General features: G+C 52.8%; 21 protein-coding genes and 2 pseudogenes. 8 read left to right on the top strand and 15 right to left on the bottom strand.

What is annotated here, in order from left to right:
• Positions 1–15 precede the first annotated feature (15 nt).
• Positions 16–795, top strand: a complete 780-nt coding sequence (locus ACMXD4_RS19615) for a hypothetical protein (RefSeq protein WP_415879140.1) — start codon at positions 16–18, stop codon at positions 793–795.
• 92 nt (positions 796–887) lie between these two features.
• Here ACMXD4_RS19615 and ACMXD4_RS19610 read toward each other — a convergent pair whose 3' ends face one another.
• From ACMXD4_RS19610 to ACMXD4_RS19600, 3 genes are all read right to left on the bottom strand, one after another.
• Positions 888–3,986 carry an efflux RND transporter permease subunit gene (locus ACMXD4_RS19610; RefSeq protein WP_415879139.1) on the bottom strand — a complete coding sequence of 1,033 codons (3,099 nt, stop codon included), beginning with the start codon at positions 3,984–3,986 and terminating at the stop codon, positions 888–890.
• Positions 3,987–4,177: 191 nt separating this feature from the next.
• On the bottom strand, positions 4,178–4,852 hold the full coding sequence (locus ACMXD4_RS19605; RefSeq protein ID WP_415879138.1) for a hypothetical protein: 675 nt from the start codon (positions 4,850–4,852) through the stop codon (positions 4,178–4,180).
• Positions 4,853–4,910: 58 nt separating this feature from the next.
• Positions 4,911–5,561 (bottom strand): PEP-CTERM sorting domain-containing protein, encoded by a 651-nt coding sequence (locus tag ACMXD4_RS19600; RefSeq protein WP_415879137.1) that lies wholly within the window; start codon positions 5,559–5,561, stop codon positions 4,911–4,913.
• 352 nt (positions 5,562–5,913) lie between these two features.
• Here ACMXD4_RS19600 and ACMXD4_RS19595 point away from each other — a divergent pair, with 352 nt between their 5' ends.
• Positions 5,914–7,152, top strand: a complete 1,239-nt coding sequence (locus ACMXD4_RS19595; protein ID WP_033159129.1) for an HD-GYP domain-containing protein — start codon at positions 5,914–5,916, stop codon at positions 7,150–7,152.
• A gap of 137 nt (positions 7,153–7,289) precedes the next feature.
• Here ACMXD4_RS19595 and ACMXD4_RS19590 read toward each other — a convergent pair whose 3' ends face one another.
• The 8 genes and pseudogenes from ACMXD4_RS19590 to ACMXD4_RS19555 form a co-directional block, all read right to left on the bottom strand.
• Complete coding sequence (locus ACMXD4_RS19590; RefSeq protein WP_033159130.1) at positions 7,290–7,979, bottom strand: VPLPA-CTERM sorting domain-containing protein; 690 nt, start codon at positions 7,977–7,979, stop codon at positions 7,290–7,292.
• A gap of 366 nt (positions 7,980–8,345) precedes the next feature.
• Positions 8,346–8,615 (bottom strand): VPLPA-CTERM sorting domain-containing protein, encoded by a 270-nt coding sequence (locus ACMXD4_RS19585; protein ID WP_415879136.1) that lies wholly within the window; start codon positions 8,613–8,615, stop codon positions 8,346–8,348.
• Complete coding sequence (locus ACMXD4_RS19580) at positions 8,590–8,922, bottom strand: hypothetical protein (protein WP_415879135.1); 333 nt, start codon at positions 8,920–8,922, stop codon at positions 8,590–8,592. The genes ACMXD4_RS19585 and ACMXD4_RS19580 overlap by 26 nt, the downstream gene beginning before the upstream one ends.
• Positions 8,923–8,996: 74 nt before the next feature.
• Positions 8,997–9,374, bottom strand: a pseudogene (locus ACMXD4_RS19575) (transposase); the annotation flags it as partial.
• A pseudogene (locus ACMXD4_RS19570) lies at positions 9,359–10,093 on the bottom strand (IS5 family transposase); the annotation flags it as partial. The pseudogenes ACMXD4_RS19575 and ACMXD4_RS19570, both read right to left, overlap by 16 nt.
• A gap of 439 nt (positions 10,094–10,532) precedes the next feature.
• Positions 10,533–10,967 carry a hypothetical protein gene (locus ACMXD4_RS19565; protein WP_415879134.1) on the bottom strand — a complete coding sequence of 145 codons (435 nt, stop codon included), beginning with the start codon at positions 10,965–10,967 and terminating at the stop codon, positions 10,533–10,535.
• Between the two features lie 67 nt (positions 10,968–11,034).
• Positions 11,035–12,306: an IS256 family transposase gene (locus tag ACMXD4_RS19560; protein WP_415879133.1), complete on the bottom strand. Its 1,272-nt coding sequence runs from the start codon at positions 12,304–12,306 to the stop codon at positions 11,035–11,037.
• 93 nt (positions 12,307–12,399) lie between these two features.
• A complete protein-coding gene (locus tag ACMXD4_RS19555) occupies positions 12,400–12,873 on the bottom strand; it encodes a hypothetical protein (protein WP_415879132.1) in 474 nt (157 codons plus the stop codon).
• Between the two features lie 344 nt (positions 12,874–13,217).
• Here ACMXD4_RS19555 and dnaB point away from each other — a divergent pair, with 344 nt between their 5' ends.
• From dnaB to ACMXD4_RS19540, 3 genes are all read left to right on the top strand, one after another.
• Positions 13,218–14,612: a replicative DNA helicase gene (gene dnaB, locus ACMXD4_RS19550; protein WP_033159133.1), complete on the top strand. Its 1,395-nt coding sequence runs from the start codon at positions 13,218–13,220 to the stop codon at positions 14,610–14,612.
• On the top strand, positions 14,609–15,739 hold the full coding sequence (gene alr / locus ACMXD4_RS19545; protein ID WP_415879131.1) for an alanine racemase: 1,131 nt from the start codon (positions 14,609–14,611) through the stop codon (positions 15,737–15,739). Before dnaB ends, alr begins: the two co-directional genes overlap by 4 nt.
• A gap of 115 nt (positions 15,740–15,854) precedes the next feature.
• The gene (locus tag ACMXD4_RS19540) at positions 15,855–16,697 is read left to right on the top strand and encodes a hypothetical protein (RefSeq protein ID WP_033159135.1); all 843 of its coding nucleotides are present in this window, start codon (positions 15,855–15,857) and stop codon (positions 16,695–16,697) included.
• A gap of 89 nt (positions 16,698–16,786) precedes the next feature.
• On the opposite strand, the gene ACMXD4_RS19535 is transcribed toward ACMXD4_RS19540, so the two are convergent.
• Complete coding sequence (locus tag ACMXD4_RS19535; protein WP_415879130.1) at positions 16,787–17,602, bottom strand: DUF2797 domain-containing protein; 816 nt, start codon at positions 17,600–17,602, stop codon at positions 16,787–16,789.
• A gap of 72 nt (positions 17,603–17,674) precedes the next feature.
• On the opposite strand from ACMXD4_RS19535, the gene ppa reads away from it, so the two are divergent.
• A complete protein-coding gene (gene ppa, locus ACMXD4_RS19530; protein WP_033159137.1) occupies positions 17,675–18,220 on the top strand; it encodes an inorganic diphosphatase in 546 nt (181 codons plus the stop codon).
• 15 nt (positions 18,221–18,235) lie between these two features.
• On the opposite strand, the gene ACMXD4_RS19525 is transcribed toward ppa, so the two are convergent.
• From ACMXD4_RS19525 to ACMXD4_RS19515, 3 genes are all read right to left on the bottom strand, one after another.
• Positions 18,236–19,003, bottom strand: a complete 768-nt coding sequence (locus tag ACMXD4_RS19525) for a GGDEF domain-containing protein (protein ID WP_171697539.1) — start codon at positions 19,001–19,003, stop codon at positions 18,236–18,238.
• Positions 19,004–19,348: 345 nt separating this feature from the next.
• Complete coding sequence (locus tag ACMXD4_RS19520) at positions 19,349–20,206, bottom strand: transglycosylase SLT domain-containing protein (protein ID WP_171697540.1); 858 nt, start codon at positions 20,204–20,206, stop codon at positions 19,349–19,351.
• A gap of 461 nt (positions 20,207–20,667) precedes the next feature.
• Positions 20,668–21,555 (bottom strand): NF038132 family protein, encoded by an 888-nt coding sequence (locus ACMXD4_RS19515; protein ID WP_171697541.1) that lies wholly within the window; start codon positions 21,553–21,555, stop codon positions 20,668–20,670.
• Positions 21,556–21,840: 285 nt separating this feature from the next.
• Between ACMXD4_RS19515 and coaBC the strand changes: the two genes are divergently transcribed.
• Together coaBC and dut are read left to right on the top strand one after the other, a co-directional pair.
• Positions 21,841–23,052, top strand: coding sequence for a bifunctional phosphopantothenoylcysteine decarboxylase/phosphopantothenate--cysteine ligase CoaBC (gene coaBC, locus ACMXD4_RS19510; protein ID WP_415879129.1), 1,212 nt, complete (start codon positions 21,841–21,843; stop codon positions 23,050–23,052).
• Complete coding sequence (gene dut, locus ACMXD4_RS19505; RefSeq protein ID WP_415879128.1) at positions 23,024–23,479, top strand: dUTP diphosphatase; 456 nt, start codon at positions 23,024–23,026, stop codon at positions 23,477–23,479. Before coaBC ends, dut begins: the two co-directional genes overlap by 29 nt.
• The last annotated feature ends 14 nt before the right edge of the window (positions 23,480–23,493 follow it).

Below are 23,493 nucleotides of genomic sequence, written 5' to 3'. Positions count from 1 at the left end.
AAAGCAAGAGGACCAATGAAAAAACTATTAATATCAGGCCTGTTTTTCGCGTGTATCCCATATTCCGACGGTTATGCCGCGACCACGCTTTATACCCAAGACTTCGAAAATCCCAATGCCGGCGCATTTGTTAATGATAGCGGTGATGTCAATATTTTTAATCCGATCAACGCCCTTTATGGCGGGCAGCCGGCCGGTTTCCAGTTCGCTCAAACCTTTACCGTGGAAACATTGAAAATTGGCGGCACACAGGCTTGGGGAACCGGGTTTCTCGATCCGCAAGCGCGGGCGGGAAACTATGCGATCAGTATGCTTTCGAGCAACCAGAACGATCTTCTAGGCCTATCGTTTAATATTGGGACGTACAAATATCTGAATTTTCAGATGGATGTGTCCTCGATAGATTTGGATAGATGGGGTGGCCCTTTTGTCGCCACGGGAGGCGTTGCGCCAGTGTTTCGTTTCTCGCTTTTTGATAATCCCGGCGGCGGTAACGGAGTAACTGGAGGGACATTGTTAAGTTTCGCGGATGTAACCGGAACCGCAACGGCGCTGAAGAATACTTTCGATTGGACTAACCACATCATAGCGCTTGACGCGACAGGGAACACCAACGGCAACGTGATATTGCAAATCGATGAGTTACAAGGCGGCTATGCGGCGCTGGATAACTTTGTGATCGCGGCATCCGATAAGCCGAGCGACGTCGGCCAAGTGCCGGTACCGGCTGCCGCCTGGTTGTTTGGCAGCGGTTTGCTGGGATTGCTGGCTCTGAGACCAAGCAAGCGCCGCTAGCGGACTTAGGTTTAACCATTGTTCAAGCAGGCGAGGCGGGTCCGTATTCGATCAGGCAGGGCGAGGCTAATCTCTTGCCCTGCCTGCTTTTGTCAAACCTGCTTCTCAAACGCCACCTCAAACCGGCCATAACGCTGCAAAATCGCCGGCAACAGCAGTAAATTCAGCATGGTCGACGAAGCCAAACCGCCGATGATGATGGCTGCCATTGGCCCCATGATTTCCCGGCCCGGATTATCGCTGCCTATCGCAATCGGCAGCATGGCCAGTGCGGTGACCAGTGCGGTCATCAGGATGGCCGGCAGGCGTTCCTGGGCACCGCGAATCAAGGTCTCCGTCGACCAAATCTGGCCTTCCAGTTCAATCAAATGCCGGTAATGGGAGATCAGCATGATGCAGTTCCGCACGGTGATGCCGAACAAGGTGATGAAGCCGACGAAGGAACCGACCGACAGCGTGGCGTCGGTGATGACTACCGCGGCGACGCCGCCCAATAGGGCAAAGGGCAGGTTTAGCAAGGTCAGTAGCATGTGCCGCAGGCTACCCAAGGCGATGAACACGAAAATCAACACGCCGGCGCCGGCCAGCACAGCATGGATAATCAGCGTCTCGCGAGCTTTGGCCTGTTCCAGCGCCGCACCGATGAACTCCGGGTAGCTGCCGTCGCGCCAGCTGAGCTCGTTTTGCACGCGCTGTTTCAATTCGCTCATGAAGGCGTCCATATCCCGATCTTCCACCTTGCAAGTAACGGTCTGGATGCGCTGCGCGCCTTGATGCAGGATGTTATAGCGGCCTTCGCCGTGGCGGATTTCGGCGACCTCGCCGAGCAGAACCCGCTGGCCTTCAGCGTTTTTCAAGGGCAGCTGAGCCAGGTAATCCGGCTGACTGCGCCATTCCGGGGCCAATGCTACCGCCACATTGAAAATCCGGTTGCCTTGCAGATGCTTACCGACGATGCGGCCCTCGTAAGCGGTTTGCAGGGCACTCATCACTTGCGCCGGGCTGATGCCGCGAAATTTTAATTGCTCCAGATTCAGTTCCACTTGCAGCAGGGCAGTGGCCGGCGGTGAGCGCAATTGCACGTCTTCCGCGCCGGGCAGAGTATTGATCAACGCCGCCAGTTGTTGGGCCTTACGGTCCAGTTCGGGCAGATCGTTGCCGTAGATATTCACCACCACCGGCGCGGTGTAGCCGGAAATAGTTTCATCGACCCGTTCGGTCAAAAAGGTGTTGGCTTCGTAATTGATGCCGGGGAATTGTTCCAAAACCTCGCGCAAGTGGTTCAGCACCTGCTGTTGTTCTTGGCCGGGCAATGGTTTTAGCCGTACTTCGTATTCGCTGTAGTGGCTGCCGTAAGTGTCGGCGCCGCGTTCGGCACGACCGGCCCATTGCGATACCGATTCCACACCGTCGATTGCCATGATTTGTTCGGTCAGTAAGCTGCCGACGCGGATGGATTCTTGCAACGAAGTACCCGGTACGCTGGCGGTGTGGACGATGAAATGGCCCTCGCGCAATTCCGGTAGAAATTTATGATCCAGTCGTAGAAAGGCGGCTATGCCGATCAGGCAGGCAAGCGCGCCTATCATCGCCACGGTTTTGAAATGCCTGATAGCCCAGAGCAATTGCTGGGCATACAGTGGTTTAAGCCGGCGCAACACGGGTGGATCGCTGTCGTCCGGTAGTTTGTTGCGAAATAGTAAATGGCATAGAGCCGGTGTCAGCGTTAGTGCTACCAACAGCGACATCAAAATCGCCAGAATATAGGATACGCCCAGCGGCGCGAACAAGCGGCCGCTGACGCCGTCCAGTGTCAGCAGCGGCACAAATACCAAAGCCACGATGAAGCTGGCATAAACCACCGAACTGCGGACCTCCAGTGAAGCCTGATAAATCACGGTTTCAGCGCTATCCGGGAAGATTTTTAAACGGTTTTCGCGCAGGCGCCTAAAGATGTTTTCGGTGTCAATGATAGCGTCGTCCACCACCTCACCCAGCGCAATCGCCAAGCCACCCAACACCATGATATTTAAGTTGACGCCAGATTCCAGCAGTACTAGCGCGGCGGTCAGCAGCGACAACGGAATGGCGGTAGCGGCAATGAAGGCGCTGCGCAGATTGAACAAGAACACATATAACACTACCAGTACGAACAGACCGCCGATCAGTAAATGTCCAGACAGATTATGCACCGAGGTTTCGATGTAATCGGCCGGCCGGAATAAATGTGAATAAAAATCCACGGCCTGCTGCTTGAAGATGGGTTGAAACTCTTCCAACACGGCCTCGACCTGCCGCGACACTGACAAGGTATTGGCGCCGTACTGGCCGATCACCATCATCACAATGCCGGGTTTACCCATGATTTGCGCCGCGCCGATTGGGGGCTCGGCGCCATAACCGATCCGCGCGACATCGCCCAAGGTCACGTTCATGCCGTCCTGGCGTTTAACGATCAGTTGCTTGAATTGCTCGGGATTGACCGGCTGGCCGCTGATTTGCAGCGTAAAGCGCTGGTTGGCGTTTTCGATAAAGCCGGCGCCGTTCATTTCCGCCGCGCCGGCCGCCGCGTTGACAATGTCGTCTATCGATAGATTAAAACGTTGCAGGGCCGCCGGTTGTAATTGCACTTGCAGTTGTTGAATGTCGCCGCCGAATACATTCACATCGGCCACGCCAGGTACCGCCAGTAGGCGTGGCACCAAGCTCCAATCCACCAAGCCGCGCAGTTCCATCAAGGTCTTGCTGTCCGAACTGATGCCTATCGTCAATACTGTTGCCGACGAAGAAGACAAGGGCACGGCAATCGGCATTCCCACGCCAGGCGGCAGTTGCTGACTAAGACCGTCCAGTCGTTCGCTGATCAATTGCCGGTTGCGGTATACGTCGCTAGTTTCGTTAAAGGTGGCGGTGACGATGGAGAGACCTTGAATCGATTGCGAGCGCAAGGTTTGCAACCCAATTAAGCCGCCAACGCTTTTTTCGATTTGCTGAGTCACCAGCACTTCCACTTGCTCGGCAGCCAGGCCGGGGGCTTCGGTCTGGATGATGACTTGTTTGGGCGAAAATTCCGGAAAAATATCCAGACCGGCGTTAGCCAGACGGTAACCGCCGTAAACGAACAGCAATAGCGCCAGGGCGACGACGATGCCGGAATAACGAATGGAAAAGCGGACCAAAAGTGCGAGCATGAGCGGCGAGAAGGGGTGAAATAGCGGGCTATTGTGCCTTGTCGGTCAGGATTGGTCCATGTTGATACGCTGCTTTCCTGGCTATGCGGATAGAAAGAAGGCTAAGCTGTGGGTGACTTTCGAACGGAATGGTGCTTAAAGGATCGCCTCCGCGCTAGTGGCGGAGGTGAGCGTTGTCGGTTTTTTGAGAATCAGGAAAGCCGTTTTTTGCGGGATACGGCGATGAAGCCCAATAATGCCGAACCCATTAAGCCAAAGGCTGCCGGCACAGGAACTGGGGTTGTGGTGGTTAATAGTCTGAACTGTCCATCCCATTTTGTCGGGCCGGTGAAGTTCAAGCGAAAAGTATGCAGGCTGGCAAATACCGCAGGATTGGTAAAGTCGCTGAAACTTACCAAGTAATTATTGTTGCCGGTAAACGTTTTGATACCGGAACTTGAGGTGCCGTTGGCTACCATTTCCACGTTGACACCCAGATCGATTGCCAACACCTCCAGCAGGATGCCGTTGCCGTGAGCGGTTAAATCGAGCGGATCGAAATTCCACAGAATGGAAGCGCCACCGGCCGAACGGCCATCATTCGATATGATCAGCTGGTTGCCGCCGGAAACGATTTCCGTGGTGTTGGCTGAGGCGGTTCCCGAGGCTTGAGCGATAAAGGTCCTCGAGGCATTACTCAGGTCCGTGCCGGTAAGAGCAGACACTGTATCGCTGGTAGAGCCTGCGCTACTGCCGTCGTCGAATGCGGTTTGAGCATGGCTGAAATTATCAAGCGTCAATATGCCTGCTTGGCTTTGGCCGGATAGCGCTAAGCCCAAGCTTAGAAGCAAAGGTGCGAGGTTTTTGTGAAAATGTTTAGCATTCATGTGAGTTATCCGTGAGCAGAATTGAAGTTTGGAAATCAGAAAATTTTGACGGTAGGCGTTAAACCGCTACTAGTTTTTGGCGTTTGCCGCCGACAATGCCCAACGCGCCTATGATCAATAACGCCGTGACGGAAGGTTCCGGGACCGTTGATAATTGGCTGAAGTCAGCGTCCCACGCGGCATGGGTGCCGCGCAATTTCAGCTCCAGACTGTTTAGATTCTTGAAAGCCGCAGGATTCGAAAATTGTGAAAAATCAAATCTAATAGTGCTGGGTGAACCGATTGCAACGCTGGTCAAGTTCTGAAAACTTAGCAGCGAAGTACCGTTGGCGATCATTTGAATTTGGTAACTGGCGTCGCTAGATTCTGTCGTCAGCAATATCGCGTTAGCGAAAGTAGTGAAATCGACCGCAGCGAAGTTGTAAAAGATACTAGCGGTGCCGGTTGAATTGCTGCTGTTACCGACCGTTAACAAGCCGTCTTCTACAAAAATTCTGGTGGTACCGCTAGGGGTAGGGCTGGAATTTAAGGTTCGTTGCAAATTGCTTAGATCAGATCCGGATACATTAACTGGGCCATTGACGGTGTTTGTAGTGGACTGACGGGTGGCAAAATTATCGATCACTGTTGCCGACTCGGCGGCTTGAGTGAAGAAGGCTAAAATCAGGATTAATCCGGATAAGGGCATTTTCGGCATTACAGCGTTCATGTCGATTCCTTTTTGTCAGTGGCTGAAAGATAAGTGATTCGCGTGCAAGCCATTGGGTTGCATAGTGCGTCACTCTAACTAAGCATTAGTGATGCCAACTTAATTTAGATTAATCCAATCAATTATTTAAATGTGATTTGGTAGCGCTTTTTCAGCTGAGCTGCTGACAGCCGGGGCAGATGTTACGACAGATTTGGCAGGATGGCATGGTGCTGTCATGCGCGACATTTAATAATGAGCGCAGTTGCTGCTTGTGGTCTTGGTGAGTGAGTGGGAATGTTTCCGATACTTTGCCGATCCTTTCAAAGTGCGATAGCATCGTACTAACACCTTCAATCTGGAGTTCAGCCTCATGGATAGCCAACATATCGATTTGCACCGCTCCATTATCTCCCTGAGTTGTGCGCTGGATTTAGTCGGTATCGACGAAGTCAAGCACGGTAAGCGGGTCGCGATGATGGCTTGGCACATTGCCGGCAAGCTCGATTGGTCGGCTGTTGATAGATTAAGCATTCTATACGCCGGTATGCTGCACGATTGCGGGGTGGCAAAGGTTCGCGAGCATAGGCATTTGACCGAATCGCTGGAGTGGGACGGTGCGGAGGCGCATTGTTTACGCGGTGCGGAATACTTGCAAGCCTGCCCGCCGCTGGCCTATCTGGCGGAGGAGATCCGCTATCATCACACGCGCTGGGAGCAATTGGTTGAATTGCCGCTGGTGCCCCGGATAAAGCTGCGTGCGAATCTGTTGTTTCTGGCTGATCGGATTGACGTGTTGCAAGCCCCGTATTTGGCCAGCGAGCAAATTTTGGTGGCCGCGCCCAAAATAGTGGAGCGCTTACTGAGTTATTCGGGATCGCTGTTTGCGCCTGAGCTGTTGGCTGCATTTTCGGAACTGGCGAAAAGTCAGGCGTTTTGGCTGGCGATGGACCCGGATTATCTGGATGAGGATTTACGCGAATTGGGGCGTGATTTGCCGACGGTAGACTTGACTTATCCTTCGCTGCGGGAAATGGCGCGGCTGTTTTCGCGAGTGGTGGATGCGAAAAGCCCGTACACCGAGCAGCATTCTGAACGGGTTGCGCAGATCTCCAGACAATTGGCATTGGATTTGGGTGTGACCGGCTGCGATCTGGAACAGGTGGAAATTGCCGGTTTATTGCACGACATCGGCAAATTGCGGGTTTCCGAGGACATCATAGACAAACCAGGCAGCTTAACTGCCGAAGAGCGGGCCTGCATGCAGCGTCACAGTTACGATACTTACCGAATTTTGCAACGGGTGTTTACCGACTCCAAAATTCCGCAATGGGCGGGTTTGCACCATGAAAATCTGCGTGGCGAAGGATATCCGTTCAAGACCATCGGCAAGTCTTTGGAGTTGGAGTGCAGGGTTATCAGTGTGGCCGATATTTTTCAGGCTTTGGCCCAGTCCCGCCCATATCGCGAGGGCATGTTACTGGCTGACATTATCCAGCACCTCAGGCAGCGCGTGGCGGAAGGGGTTTTGGATGGCGAGGTGGTTGCCAAGTTGATCGAGAATGCGGACTTTTATTACGAATTGGCGCAAGGCAATTACTCGATGGATTAAACCGGCGGCCAAAGGGCTATGCTTGTCCGCGACATCCAGGCCTGGGCCTTTTAAAATATTCGCTCGAAGCCGAAAACACAAAAGCCGGAGGCATCTTTAGGCCTCCGGCTTTTAGCGACAGCGAGCTAAATGGCTGATTACGCTTGGCGTTGTTTTCTGGTATTAAAACCTATCAAACCGAGTAAGCCGGAACCCATCAGCCAAGCTGCTGCCGGCACCGGGACCGCGGTAATGGGACCGCTTCCGCCATTGTTGTCCAGGCAATATTCAACATAGAGCTCTGCCGCTTTGAAAAAATAATCTTTGCTACCATAATCCTTCACGCCCAATACGGCCGTCAATGAAGCGAAGCCGGTTTTGGAAAGAAAATCGCTAACATCCAAGCTGATATATTGTTTGTAGCCATCGACTTCGGTCCAGCTCGTGGAAACGTTGGAGCCGTTAATCGATGTTATACGAGCGTATTCGTTTTTGTCTTTTAACAGGCCATTTAAGATGATGGAGTCGTCGGCCGATGTTGAGTCGTCACGCAACCATATTTTCAGCAGAGCGCTGTTGATAAAGGTGGTGTCCAGCTGATAGTTGAAGTTAAGGGTGTAGCTATCGTTGCTGCTAATGTTGTCGGCTTTCGAAATTAGCGTGCCGTTGCTGCCGCCTGATAACGTCAGGCTCAGTTTTTCCAAATCGCAAGATGCCTGGTTGCCGCAGCTACCGTGTTCTGACTGATTGTCGTGTTCATGTTCGTGTTCAAACCCATTCGACGCAAAGGCGGAGGAAGTGAATAGGGCCGAAGATAATAGGATGGAAGCAGTAAACAGCGTTTTCATAGCAAGTACCCAGAAGTAATGAATGGAAATTTATCGGAGGTGATTGGACGCAGAACAGGATGTGTGCGGCAAATCATCTGGTGAGCAGTTTATCCGGGTATGTAACGTCGTTTAATTGTCCGTTCGTGCCATGACAATTTTGTCATGGCGGACGGTTTGGGCGGAGTGCTTGGATAGCGGGATCGCTCAGGTGCGGTATGGATTACCTCCCATCCGAGTCGACTGTTGGGCAATAAGAACAACTCACAGATCTGAAAGCGGTATCACAAAGCGCGAATTGCCCGCTCATTTGCTTAAAGAGGCGGCCGAGAATATTTTGCGAAAACACCGCCTCAATTTTGCAGGCGGTGTTTATTTTGAGTTCTCTCAGATGCGGCATTGTCCGATAAATCCCAATCCGGCCAGTGCCGCGCCAAACAGCCATGCGGCTGCAGGTAACGGCACGGTCGTGATCTTGATCGAGGCATTTGCCGTTAATACATTGCCGTTGGATAGCGTGTCAGTGTCCGGATCGAACAAGGGATTAAACGGGCTGCGGGTGAATAAATCGTAAGTCAGTACAATTTGGCCGAAGACGGTGCCTTGCGCGGCGTTGTTGGCAATTCTAAAACTACCGACGCCGGTTTGGCTGGGCATCGAACGTTTGCCCCCAGACGGTGCTGGCGCCAAAGCCCGGGCCTACAACGAAGAAATTGTCGGGTGCGCTGATGAAGTCCGTGAATATATCTGGGGAGGTAGAGGACTGAAATTCCGCACCGGTCACCACGAGGTAGTTTTGCGTGTTGGTGAGCAGGAAGCCCCAGCCCACGGTATCGCCTGCATCACCTTCGATTAAGCCGTTTGTCGGCTCTAACAGGCTGGTGAAAAACCCGCCGATATTTCCCCTTACGCACGATGTTCGTGATTTTTTCGAGTTGAAATCGGTCATGACATCGAGTTTCAAGCGTTTTGCCCCGGTTTCAAGGGCTTTTTATTCGCCTGAAGCCGTCTGTGGACGGTTTTCAGGCGAACTTCACCCTAGGCGGGTGCACTCCACGCCGGTTTCGGCGTGAACACCAATAGGTTGAGCATGCGCGTCAGGTTGTAGGCGGCAAAGCAAAACAAGGCCTGACCCGCGACTTTGGCTAAGCCGATGTGACGGGTTTTGCGCAGGCCGCCGACCGTTTTGACCCAGCCAAAGGCTTCTTCGACGATTTTGCGGCGCTTGAGACTTTGGGCGTAACCTTTGCCGCGCGCGGTCCGGCCATCGACGGCACTGCCGGTCTTTTTGCGGGCCACATGGGCTTTGATGTCACGGGACTCGAGTCCGTTGACGAACGCCGCTTGGTCATACCTTTGTCGGCACCGACGCTGCCGCCTTGGGGCACGCGGCGTTTGATCATTTTTTGCGCGGCTTCGATTTCGGCGGTGCCGGTGGCTTGTGTGGTTTCGACATCGACAATCAGGCCGTTGCGATTCTCGGACAAGGCATGGGTGATGTAACGCAGTTTGGCCTCGGTGTATTCGCCTTTCTTGTAAAGCCGGGCTTCGGGATCGGTTGTACTTTGATGGGTGGCGTTGCTGCGCTTTTCGCCACTGAAGTCGATCTCGGGATTGCGGCCGGCGGGTTTATCGGGACCACTACCATCTTTTTTGACGAAGCTTTTGTGCGAGGCCCAGGCTTCAATGAGGCTACCGTCGACGCTGAAGTGTTCGTCGGACACCAGATTTTGCCATTCGGCTATGGCCAGTACCCGCTCAAAAAATTCGCGACTCAGGGCTTCAGACAACAGACGTTCGCGGTTGGCACTGAACACTGTGCGTTCCCACACGGCGTCGTCGATGCCCAGACCGACAAACCAGCGAAACAACAGGTTGTAGTCCAGTTGTTCCATCAACTGACGCTCGCTACGGACCGTATACAGGACTTGTAACAGCAAGGCGCGCAGCAGTTTTTCAGGGGCAATCGAGGGACGGCCTGTGTGCGAGTAACGCTCGGCAAAGACGGCATCCATAGAGGCCAATACGCCATCAACCAGTAGCCGTAAACGACGCAACGGATGCTGTTTGGGAATACGGTCTTCCAGGCTAACATAGCTGAACCAGCTGTTTTGAATGGCATCGTGTCCGCGCATTGAAAGGCTCCAAATTTAGGTAGCCTATTTTAACAGTTGGCCCCTCATCTATGCCTTAGCTTACTTGGCTTTTCGAGTTTTTCACCAGCCTGCTAATTGTAGCGAGGTTGCTGCTTGGGTGCTGGGAAGAATAAGCAGCAAACTGGCTAACAGGATAAGTTGTTTGATCATGAGAATATCTCCTTATTAAGGTCTAGCGGAATTGATTGGTTAAGGTTTTCGATCCGGTTACTTCGCCGTTATTGCTGCTAAACGGGATGACAGCTTTAAATCTGGCGCTATTCGGGCAGCCGCTAAAATTGATTGTGGTGGTGCCGCTTACTTTAGCTCCTGCCTGGATGTTGCCGACGCCTAATGGAAAAGATAAGGGGCTTGTAATAACCGGGGTACAAGCGGCTCCAGAGGTTTGTGTAAGGGTTAAGTCATCAATCTGGGTATTCTAGGCGATACATCCGCTCTTGTTTGACAGGGTGATAGTCCATCGGCGTTCAGTTTGAGTACCCGATTTAGCGGTTATAGATGCAAACAACTCAGGAAGTTCAGCTACTCCACAACCCACTGGGTTTTCTATAAACCGGTCAGAAAAATCAGTTTTAACATCGTCCCAGACAATTAAATTGTCAATTGCAACACTAGCGCCTGAGATATTGTAAAAGTAGGCGAGAGCAAGGCGTGAGCCATCAGGTATGGCACCCCATGGTGAGGCATCATGGTAGCGCTGTGTTGTAACAAGGTTTCCATCAAGATAAAGATAAAGCTTACGTCCACCAAATTGCGCAATACCTGTTTCATTCCATACCATCGCATAATGGTGCCAGGCTGAACGGTCACCAAGAATGCTATCTAATGTTCCGGATTGGGTTGCAGTGTCCACTAACCCATTACAATAGCCGTCAGTCGCAACCGAGAAATAGTCAAATCTGGTGTATGGCTGATTTGAATCAGGCGGCCATCTGCTGTGTTTCTTCTGTTTTCTCCGGTTCCATGATGACAGCCATGCCGTCCTGAAAACGGATGCCCTTAATCACATCCGGCAATCGTTTAAATCCGCGTATTTTGCGCCAACTCTTCTCGGCGGTTAACGTCAATTGGAACACTAACCCCAACAAGGTATTGCGGGACACGCAGTTCTTGGTGCGGGTGGTCCGATGGCGAATCGTCGCAAAGCTGGATTCGATCGGATTTGTCGTCCGAATGTGTATCCAGTGCTCGGCGGGAAAGTCGTAAAAGGCCAATAGCGATTCACGGTCTTTTTCCAACACGCCCACCGCCTTGGGGTACTTGGCTTCAAAGTCACGCAAGAACGTGTCGAAGGCTTGATTGGCCAGGGCTTTGGTTTCCGCCATCCAGATTTCTTTCAGCCCCGCCTTGGCCTTGCCTTGGATTGAATCGGGTAGCGTCGCCAGCACATTCGCCGTCTTATGCACCCAGCAGCGCTGGTGTTGTGTGGTGGGCCAAGCTTCGTTGATGGCTGCCCAGAAACCCAAAGCGCCGTCGCCGGTAGCCAGTTTCGGCACGTCCTGTAGACCTCGCGTTTGTAAATCCTGCAAAACACTCAGCCACGAGGCTTTCGATTCCCGATAACCGTCCGATAAGGCCAGCAAGCGCTTTTCACCCTGTTCGTTGACTCCGATGATGACCAATAGGCACAGCCGATCATCCTCGCCACGCAGGGTCGAATAGATGCCGTCGGCCCAGACATACACAGTGCGCTCCTTCGATAAATCTCGCCGATTCCAGGCCAGATAATCCTCGGCCCATTGGGCTTTCAGGCGGCTAACCACGGCAGGTGACAAGCCTTTGGCATCGTCACCCAGCAACACCGATAAGGCCGACTGCATGTCGCCGGTGGAAATGCCGCGCAAATACAGCCAGGGTAAGGCCGCTTCCACCCGTTTTGTCTTGCGAACATACGGCGGCACCAGCGACGAGTTGAACTTGATCCTGCCGCCGGAACGGTCTCGAACCTTGGGGATTTTGACCGTCACGTTACCCACGCCCGTCACGATCTCCCGCTCAGGCAAATAGCCATTACGCACCACGGTTTGCCGGCCCCGTAAATCGGTAACCTTGGCGTATTCGCCCAGAAAAGCCTGTAGCTCCGCCTCAACGGCTTGTTGGATCAAGGCTCTAGCACCCGTCGTCAACAAATCCGTCAAAGGATCGTTAATCCCACTGGCATTATTCCAGTCTTTTGCATTATCTTTGTTCATGGCGTCTCTCATTTTGCTGTTATTCGATCTCGTCAATCTCATTTCAGCAGAGGGCGCCACCTTTCATCAAGTCGGGCCGTACACCAGATTTAGTTATAACTCGTCGCAACCCCCACTGTCCCGTAAAAACCAGCCGCCGCAACCGTTATTAGACCCAAAACCAATTCTCCAGTGAAATATCGGAAAATTAGGTGGTGGCACGTAGAAAATCATAGTCACTGCATCAAAAAAATTACTTGGGAAATTACTGAGTTTTGCCCAGACTTCTATTGTTCCCTTACTTTTTGACACAACGGATGTGGCAGGAAAAGTTAAGGCAAACACGTTTGAGTTCCCAACGTCATTCACAAAAGACTGACCAAAATTAGCAAAAGGGCCTGGCGCGAAATGCCCAGCTGTTTTTTGGCCTCCAGGCCCCACTTCGCTATTCGCAATCTCAGCATCACTGCCCAATTTGTTCCATAACACCACATTCCCGGTTTCAGCTTGGGCTGCAGGGCTGAACAAGCCGAGCAAAGCCAACAGGCATGCGATGGCAGATAGGGTTTTGCGTTTAATTCCGTTCATAGAATCCTCCTTTAGGGAGTCAAGAAATACAATATGCCGCAACCCGTTTATGGTGTCGGTTAGCTGGGTAGGGCAGGCGAATAGTTAGAATTATTGTAAGAAAAGAGGATGGAGCGAAGCGCCATGGCCGGCAACAAGCCGATATAAGCCAGGATAGGTGCCAAAATTTATGGTACGAAATATAAGGTAATTAGGCAATCGATAACTAGTGAGTTAATTCTGTGGCTTGATGACATTTAGGGTTGATTTGTTTGATTTACCGGCATTCGGCAGAGCGCTCGGCGCTGCCGCTATGGGCATAGCCGGGTATAATCCGCGGCTATTGCTGACAACCCTTCTCCGCCATGTCCGAAGACTACTATTTCACCCCCGATCAAGCCGTCGAATCCCTAAAAGTACCGCCGCATTCCATTCAAGCCGAGCAGTCGGTGCTGGGCGGTTTAATGCTGGATAACCAAACCTGGGATTCGGTGGCAGACAAGGTGGTCGAGACCGACTTTTATCGCCGCGACCATCGATTGATTTTCCGTGCCATCGCCCAATTGGCCGAAAAGCAGGACCCGTTCGACGTGGTGACTTTGTCCGAGGTGCTGGAAACGACCGGCGAATTGCAGGATGTGGGCGGTTTGGCTTATTTAAGTACGCTGGCGCGCGATACGCCCAGCGCCGCGAATATTGTCGCCTACGCCAACATCGTCCGGGATCGTTCGGTTTTGCGGCAATTGATTCATGTCGGTACCGAGATTTCCGATTCGGCATTTACCACTGAGGGCCGGGAAACTGCCGATTTGCTCGAAAATGCCGAACGCAAGGTCTTCGAAATCGCCGAGCAGCGCCAACGTGGGCAGGGCGGGTTTAGCTCGATCAAATCCTTGCTGGCCAAGGCCGTGGATAAAATCGAAACTCTCTACGAACTCGATGGCGACATCACCGGCGCCAGCACCGGCTTCACCGATCTGGACGAAAAAACCTCCGGTTTGCAGCCCGCCGATTTGATTATCGTGGCTGGCCGGCCATCGATGGGTAAAACCACGATTGCGATGAATATGGCTGAAAACGTGGCGCTGAAAAGCGGCATGCCGGTTGCGGTGTTCAGTATGGAGATGCCGGGCGAATCCTTGGCGATGCGGATGATGTCGTCGCTGGGCCGCATTGACCAGCATAAAGTCCGTACCGGCAAATTGGACGACGACGATTGGCCGCGTTTGACTTCGGCGATCAATCTGCTCGCGGAAACCAAGATGTTCATCGACGACACGCCGGCCTTGACGCCGACTGAAGTCCGCTCGCGCGCCCGGCGTTTGACCCGCGAACACGGTCAGTTGGGCCTGATCGTGTTGGACTATTTGCAGTTGATGCAATCGCCTGCAAGCGGCGATAACCGGGTGCAGCAGATTTCCGATATTTCCAGGGGCTTGAAGGCGCTGGCCAAGGAGCTCAATGTACCGGTGATCGCGCTGTCGCAGTTGAATCGGAATCTGGAGCAGCGCCCCAACAAGCGGCCGGTGATGTCGGACTTGCGCGAGTCCGGGGCGATTGAGCAGGATGCCGACTTGATCATCTTCGTTTATCGCGATGAGGTCTACCACGAAGACAGCCCGGACAAAGGCATCGCCGAAGTGATTATCGGCAAGCAGCGGAACGGACCTTTGGGGACGGTGCGGTTGACTTTCCTGGGCCAATACACCCGTTTCGAAAACTTTGCCGGCGTTTATAACGGCCCCGAGGATTACGAATGACGCCTGCGGCTTTTGTGCATCTGGATTTGGAAGCCGTGCGGCACAACTTGGCCCAAGTGAAGCGTTACGCGCCGGACAAAAAAATCATGGCGGTGATCAAAGCCAACGGCTACGGCCACGGCATGACGCGGGTAGCCACCGCTTTGGAAGCGGCGAATGGTTTTGCGGTCGCGCGGGTGGACGAGGGCGTCAGGCTGCGGCAAGCTGGATTTAAACAAGCCATCACCGTATTGCAGGGCTTTGTCTGCGTCGATGAGTTGTTGCAGTTGTTGAAGTATCAATTGGCGGCGGTGATCCATACCCCGCAGCAAATTGCCATTCTGCAGCAGCAAGCCGACGCCGAAGGCAAACTTGCTGTCTGGCTGAAAATGGACACCGGCATGAATCGCTTGGGCTTTAAAGGCGCCGATTTCAATGATGCTTACCAGCAACTGTTGGGCTGCGCGCGGGTCGAGCAACCGATCAATCTGATCACCCATTTTGCCAATGCCGACGATTTGCTGGACGATAAAACCCGCCGGCAAATCGATTTGTTCAACGACGCGGTCAAAGACTATCCCGGCGCGTGCAGCATCGCCAATTCCGCAGGGATTATCGGCTGGCCGAATGTCCGTTTCGGCACCGCTCAGGACCGCAGTAGCGATTGGGTGAGACCGGGATTGATGCTCTATGGCTGCTCGCCGTTTGCCGGTAAAACCGGTGCGGATTTTGGTTTAAAGCCGGTGATGAGTTTGCATTCACGGCTGATCGCGGTCAAGGATGTCTCCGCAGGCGAAACGGTCGGTTACAGCGGTACCTGGCAATGCAAAACCGCAACTCGGCTGGGCGTGATTTCCATCGGTTACGGCGACGGCTACCACCGCCACACCAAGAGCGGCGCGCCGGTATTGGTAAACGGCCAACGGGCTCCGTTAATCGGCCGGGTATCCATGGACATGATCACCGTCGATCTCAACCAACTGCCGGATGCGCAACCCGGCGATCCGGTGACCTTATGGGGCGACGGCTTGCCGGTGGAAGAAATAGCCCGTTACGCGGAAACCATCCCCTACACCTTGCTGTGCGGGATCACGCAGCGGGTGCAGGTGATTGAGCAGAGGCTTTTGAGCGATGTGCCATTGGTCTGATGCATTGAGCGCCAAGTCTTAACGATCAAGCGATTTTCCTGGCAATGCGGGTTTTTTAGACATTCTCCCGAACAGAGACTGTACGGTCGCAAATAGTCAACTGGTTAATGGTTACATGAACAGCAAAAAATTACTTTTAGCCTTTGGCTCCGTCGCCTTGATCGCAGTCGCTTGGTTCTATTTCGCACCGCCTTATAAACCACCACGAAATTATCCGCCACTGGCGGATGCAGAGCAGCAAAGTATGGATGTGAAGTTATTCAACGAACTTTCGGTGAAAGGTTCCTGGCCGCCGCATTATACGAACGAAAGGCGGCAGGAGCTGATTCTGAATATGGCTAAACAAGGCTTTGAAGTTGCCGACTTAGCCTATCAATTGTTGGACGTGAAGTACGGTATGTCCGGGCGTCACTGGTTAACGCCGTGGGAGTGGGGCGCTTACCGGCATTTGCGGGATTTAGCAGACCGAGGTGACTCGTCTGCACAATGTCTCGCGGCCTTGGTGATTCGTCGCTGGCAGCTAAGCATGACGGATTACGAAATTTATGTTGTTCGTGCCGCCGAGAATGGGCAACCGTTTTGTGTATACAAGATGGGTGGTTTATTGATGCCGCCTGACTTTCCCGGCCAGAAAACAGTTTTAGATGAGCATAAAGGAGCCGAATTTATGTTGTTAGCCGCAAAAAAAGGGGTCCAAGAAGCCCAGATTTATTTGATGAATTCATATGCTCACGGTAGTCGAGGATATCCACTGAATATAGGAAAAGCTAAATGCTGGTTTTCGTTGGCGGAACAGGCTGATACTGGCGCAACTTTGACTGAACGGTCGAATTTAGATTGGCTGATACAGCAGGCGCAAGAAAAGGGTATAGATGTTTCGGATAGGTACGATCCTAATCAATGGTGTGACACCAAATTAACTGATAGCGCAAAAAATAAGGACCGTAAAGGGCCGTAGGATGGGTAGAGGCGATAGCCGAAACCCATCCTTGCATTATCGTGGCATCAGAAGAATGTGCGAGATTAGCAGCAGCCGGACTATTCCGATCAAACCACCACCTCCACTTCGTACCCCGAGTATTTGCGGATGTTGATCACGCCGTTGTCGAAGATCAAATACTGGCCTTTGATACCTTCTAAAATGCCGGACACTAATGGCTCTTTATCGAAATTAAACGATTTCACCTTGCTGGGGTATTGCAGTACCGGATAGTCCAGGGTGAGTGGTTCGGCATCGCTGAGCAACTGTAGCGGACTGTCGGGAAATTGCGCGGCGATGGTTTGCAACTGCTCGGCACATTCGGTGAGCAAGCCATCGCGAATGGTCGTTAAGTCCAAAGGTGCGGTGTTGTTTTTCAACATTTGCTGCCAGCTGGTTTTGTCGCTGACGTGTTGCGCCAAGGTGACTTCGATCAAACCCGACAGATGACGGGACGGGACCTTAAAAATGGGTAAGGCCTGCACTGCGCCTTGGTCGATCCAGCGGGTTGGGGTTTGCGATTGGCGGGTGATGCCCACTTTGACACCTGATGAGTTTGCCAGATAAACGATATGCGGCTGAAAGCAAAACTCCTCGCCCCAGCTCGGTTCGCGGCAGGTGCCGGCGGCGTAGTGGCAGGTTTCCGGCTTCATGATGCACATGTCGCATTGCGCCAGTTTGATGAAACACGGGTAGCAATAGCCTTGATTAAAGCTTTTGTTGGTTTTTTTCGCGCAATGCACGCAAAAGATTTGGCCGGTGTAACGTAGCGTGAGTTTTTTGCCCAGCAGTGGGTTCAATTCGATTTGCTGTGCACCGACCGGCAAAGAGTATTGCACCGGCTCCGCCAATGCGCTGGTCATTTTTTGCAGACTGCCTAACACTTGATTTAATCCCGATAGCCCAATAACGGCGGCTATAATGACAGCGTTTCCAGCGTACTCAAAGAGGATTCGATGTCATTCATGCAAGTTGCTGCGGGTGGCAATATTCCGTTTGAAATAAATGTGGTGGTCGAGATTCCCGCATTCAGCGATCCGGTCAAATACGAGGTGGATAAACATACCGGCGCTCTGACGGTGGACCGCTTCATGGGCACCGCCATGCAATATCCCTGCAATTACGGCTACATCCCGCAAACTTTGTCCGAGGACGGCGATCCGGTGGATGTGATGATCATCACGCCGGCACCGTTGCTGAGTGGCTGCGTGATCAATTGCCGGCCGGTAGGTGTGTTGAAAATGATAGACGAAGCCGGCCCCGATCCCAAGCTGTTGGCGGTACCTGTGCCGCGCTTGACGCCGTTTTACAATCACGTCAACGATTACAAGGATTTGCAACCGGACAAGTTGGCCAAGATCACCCATTTTTTCCAACACTACAAAGATCTGGAAGAAGGCAAATGGGTCTGTGTGGAAGGTTGGGGTGGCCTTGAAGATGCGCGGCAGGAAATTCTGGATAGTGTCGGCCGCTATAAAACGTCGCATAGCAGCCGTCGCTAATCCGTTGTACTTTGGTTAGCTGTTCGTTTGGGATAATTTCAGTTTTTTCGCACGGTACATCGCGCTATCGGCTCGGTTTAGTAGGTCAAGACTGCTTTGTCCGTCGTGGTGATAGATGGCCGCGCCTATGCTGGCACTGATAGCAACCGGCTTGCCCGCAATGCTGCAAGTTTCTGCCAGCTGGGACTGAATTTTTTCTATCACCGCCGCTACGCTGTGATCAGCATCGACTTCACCCAACAACACCAAAAATTCGTCGCCGCCGTAACGGCAAGCGGTGTCGCCGTAGCGCAGACAAGCCGACAAGCGTTCCGCCACTTCTTTCAGTAATTGGTCGCCGGCCGCGTGGCCGAGTTCGTCGTTGATGTTTTTGAATTCGTCCAGATCGATAAACAATAGTGCGACTGGCCGTTGCTGACGATCCGCTTGGGCCATGGCCTGTTGCAGTCTATCCAGTAATAAAACTCGATTCGGTAAACCGGTTAATTCGTCGTGGTGTGCGCAATGCAGCGCTTGCCTGTAATTCTCGTTACTTTCCAGTAACTGTTGTTCCAAGGTTTTGCGGGTGGCATTCAGTGATTCGATTTGTCGGCGGGCATCGGCCAGCTGTTGTTGGCTAATAGCCAGGGCGCGTTCCAATGCGGCAAGCTCGGCTCGGGATTGATTCAATTGACAGCATTCGCTGTCGCTTTCGCATACCGGTGTTTGGTTAAGCCAGTGCTGGGCGACGATGGGCGATACAACAGTATATCTATGGTGTTGGAGTCTGATTCGGTTATCCATCACAGCGCCTCCATTAAGTCAGTGGCTGAATCGATGGCAGTCAGCACTGCGCTAGAGAAGATCGAATTATCAACTTTCATGACAATAACCCATATGAATTGAGTGGCCGGAAATCTCGTTAACCGAGGTTTGTTGGCTTAACTGGATCAATTCTTGTGCCAGACGCGCGGGCTTTAAAGCTGTTGTTGGGTAACTGCCTGTTGTTGAAGGAGTTTGGCAGGAATGAAAAAATGGAAGAGGGGCTGGATAATGCGGGATATGGATGCTAAGTGCAGACGGTATTTCGTCAATATTACGAAATACCGTATTCCCAGGCTTGGATAGCTGCGGAGAATTGACGGTAACTTAGGTTTTTTGTTCGATAACCAGGTTTTTTTGCAGTTCTTGCGGCGGTACTGGGTGGGTCGGTTTTTGATATGCCGCCAAAATTTGTTTTACGTAATTGCGGGTTTCTTGATAGGGCGGGATACCTTGATAACGTTCTACCGCGCCTTCACCGGCGTTATAAGCGGCCAGCACTAAATCGACTTTACCTTCGAAATGTCTTAGCAGCCAGTGTAGATAAGCGGTGCCGCCTTTGATGTTTTGGATCGGATTCCAGCTGTCTTTTACCCCAAAACGCTCGGCGGTTTCCGGAATGAGTTGCATCAGGCCTTGGGCATTTTTACCGGATAGCGCGCTGGGGTTGAAAGCCGATTCGGCCTGAATCACCGCCATGATCAGTTGCGGATCGATGCTGTAAATGGGGGCAATTTCTTTTACCCAAGCCTCTACCCGTTCGCGGTTAGGATTGGGATCAGCGACCAGCTTCACTTCGGGTTCCGGAGTCGGTGGTTGGCAGGCGGGGTCGTCACTGGGTGTGACATCGCCGAAACGGGTCAGCATTTGCTTGGCGTGACTATCGCCGTGTTCCGCCGCTTGTTTAAACCAGTGACTGGCCAGCGGAATGCTACGAGCCACGCCGCGGCCGTTGAAATACATAAAGCCGATGCTGTAAGCCGATTCGGCATCGCCTTGCAGCGCGGCCTTGCAGTACATATCAAAAGCTTGATGGTAATCTTGTTTGACAGTGCGGCCGTGTTCGAAATCGGCAGCGGTCTTGCGGATTTGTTCCAGATTAACCGGCGCTACGTCCTGAGCATTAGCGATTTGGGTGGTGAGGCTCAAGCACAGGGCAAGTAGCGATTGGCGTTTCAAGTTCATAAAATTCTCGTTCTGTATTGCTGAGACTAGGCTCTTCTAAACCCGGCCGGACAAGGATTGAAGCGTCAATCCTCCAAGCTTCCAGCTACCGTATACATTGCAAGTGCTTGATCGCCCATATGGCCGAGTTTCCGTGCAATTGCGCTTGATTGCATCCCGCAGGATGTTGGCAAACCTTGAAATAGTTCCGGGGCCGCTGAGGGTGTTAGCTTTACCGGAACTGCTTCAAGGTTGTCCGCACTATACCGCCTGTTTTGCTGAGGCTATATTGCCCATATGGGCAGGTAAGTCTGGCGCGAATATATCACAGGGTTAATTTTACGGCGATTTAAACTGTTGTTTTTGATGTGGTTGTGGCGGATCTGCCGGCGCGGAGCCTGGTTTGGCTCGCGGTTTTCATTAGTACAGAACAGACAAAATCATCCCCTGATTTCTTATCAAGATGACTTGCCGCAGAATTTTCAGGATTGGCCGGCAAATTTGCTCCTACGAGAAATTGCGCTGACTAAGCCCATGCCCAAAGACATCAGCAGGAAGCCGCCAGGTAGAGGCACCGTCGCGGGTGGCGGCACTATTGTGACACCGCTGAAATTCACTTGCTGTAGCCCGCCAAAATCAAAAGCAAGTGCGGTATCAAACGCTTCGTCGCCCCAGTTGATCACCCCAAACTCGAGAAAATACGATCCGGTTGCGGTGAACGAGTAAGCGGACTTAATCCAGCCGGTCGGGCCACAGGTGTTGGCGTTATCCCAGCAAATGCCGCTTGAACCACCCAACGGTATCCAGCTTGTGCCAGCCGCAGCAAAGCCAATGGTGTTACCGTCATTCAATACCGCATCGAGCTCATCCGGTAAGTTGTTATCTACCTGACGATCCAACACGTTACCGGGCACGACATTACCGGTGGCGGAATTGGTGCTGCGGGCTGTAAACAACCAAGCGGCAGTGTTGTGGGTATCCGCATTGACCAAGCGCGCCCAGGCGTAGTCGTCATAACCACGGCCATCGGTTGAAATGTAATTGAATTGCAAAGTCAGCGTGTCATTCGCATTGGCACTGAAAGCATTCGATTGAATTTTCGAGCCATTGGTTTGGTTCTCGGTGCCGCGTCCTTCATCCCTCAGAACCAAAGGCGAAACACCATAAACACCGCCGGATGTCGACACGTAACCGAACTGAGCGTTTCCAGTCGGTGAGTTATTGACCGTATTGTCCCCGTAAATCAGCCCAGCTGCGCCGCTTGCCGTCCAGGTGTTATTGCTTAAGGAAATATTGGCAGCTTGCGCGGTAGGTAGCACAAGCGCCCCGCTTAAACTGAGGGCGATGAGGGGAGTGCGCGTAATTTTCATGATTTTACCTTTTTATTCTGTGTATGGATAAGGCTCAGGGTTTTAATGAATAAGCCGCACCAATCTCATTAGATCGTGCTGTTTGCCTGGTTCGTCGGCGAAACTTATTTCGCGGTGTATTCCATGTGGCGGCAAAAAGGTTCAATGCAGGAGGTCGGTTTTCAGCAAAGCAACTTTAGAATCTAAGGTTTAAGCTTTGGCGGCGCGGACTGCTTGCAAAATAAGCTGTTCCTATACATCAAAGGTCGAGTTTGCCATAATTCCAAGAACTGATCTTTTTGGGGCATGAACATTAACAAGCGAATTTTGTTGGGGGTTTGCGGCGGTATCGCGGCTTATAAAGCGGCGGAGCTGGTGCGCTTGTTGCGGAAGCAAGGCCATGAAGTTCGCGTGGTGATGACTGCCGCAGCCCGCCAGTTTGTCACACCCCTGACTTTTCAGGCCTTGAGCGGCCATGCCGTGCATAGCGATTTGCTGGATGTCGAGCAGGAACAGGCCATGAGCCATATCCATTTGGCACGCTGGGCAGACCTATTGCTGATTGCGCCGGCGACCGCCGATACCTTGGCGAAAATGGCGCATGGTTTGGCGGATGATTTGCTGTCTACCTTGTATCTTGCGGCCGAATGCCCAGTATGGGTCGCGCCGGCGATGAATCAGGCGATGTGGCGTAAACCGGTAACCCAAGAAAATGTTGCCAGGCTGCAAAGCCATGGTGTGCAATACATCGGCCCGGCGGCTGGCGAGCAGGCTTGCGGCGAGCAAGGCTTGGGACGCATGGTCGAGCCGGCCGAGATTTGTCGGCAACTGCTGGCGCCTGAGCAGCTCGGTTTTCTGTCGGGCATTAACATAGTCATCAGTGCCGGACCGACGCGAGAGCCGCTTGATCCGGTGCGGTACATCACTAATCGCAGTTCGGGCAAAATGGGTTATGCCTTGGCCGTCGCCGCCCTCTCAGCCGGTGCCAACGTGACACTGGTCAGTGGCCCGGTCAGCTTAGCCGTGCCGGCCGGCGCCAAACTTATTCCAGTGGAAACCGCCTTGCAAATGTATGATGCAGTGATGATGCATAGCCGGATTGCAAATATTTACATTGGTGCGGCGGCGGTAGCGGATTACCGGCCGCAACAGCTGGCTGACAGCAAGATAAAAAAGGCTGGCGACACCAGCAATATAGCCTTGGTAAAAAATCCGGACATCATTGCCGCGGTGGCTGAATTACAACCAAAACCTTTGGTTGTGGGATTTGCCGCGGAAACCGACGATCTGGAAAATTACGCCAAACACAAGCTGCAAAGCAAACACCTGGACCTGATCGCCGCGAATTGGGTCGGGCAGGTTGAAGGCGGTTTCGAGAGTGATCGCAACGCCTTGCAAGTATTTTGGCCGGGAGGTCAACAAATCCTGCCGATGACCGATAAACATACCTTAGCCGCACAGCTGCTTAAACTGATAGCCGAGAAATTGCATGAAAAAAATCCAGTTAAAAGTTCTTGATCCGCGTCTGGGCCGGGAGATTGCTTTGCCCGCCTACGCTACCCACGGCTCTGCGGGGCTGGATTTGCGCGCCTGTCTGGATCAGGCCTTGACCTTGCAGCCGGGCGAAACGGCCTTGATACCCACCGGCCTGGCTATTCATATCGACGATCCGCATTTGGCGGCGGTGTTGCTGCCGCGCTCGGGACTGGGGCATAAGCACGGCATCGTGCTGGGTAATTTGGTGGGTTTGATCGATTCTGATTACCAGGGGCAGGTGTTTATCTCCTGCTGGAATCGCGGCAATAGCGCATTTACCGTCGAGATAGGTGAGCGCATCGCGCAAATGGTGTTTGTGCCGGTGGTACAGGCTGAGTTTGAGTGCGTCGCCGAATTCGACGAAAGCCATCGCGGCAGCGGCGGTTTTGGGCACAGCGGCCGACACTAAGCGGAGTCGCGACG

Source organism: Methylomonas sp. TEB, assembly GCF_047777895.1.
Taxonomy (GTDB): Bacteria; Pseudomonadota; Gammaproteobacteria; order Methylococcales; family Methylomonadaceae; genus Methylomonas.
The sequence above is the reverse complement of the archived record's forward strand: the minus strand, read 5'-3'. Positions and strand labels throughout refer to the sequence as shown.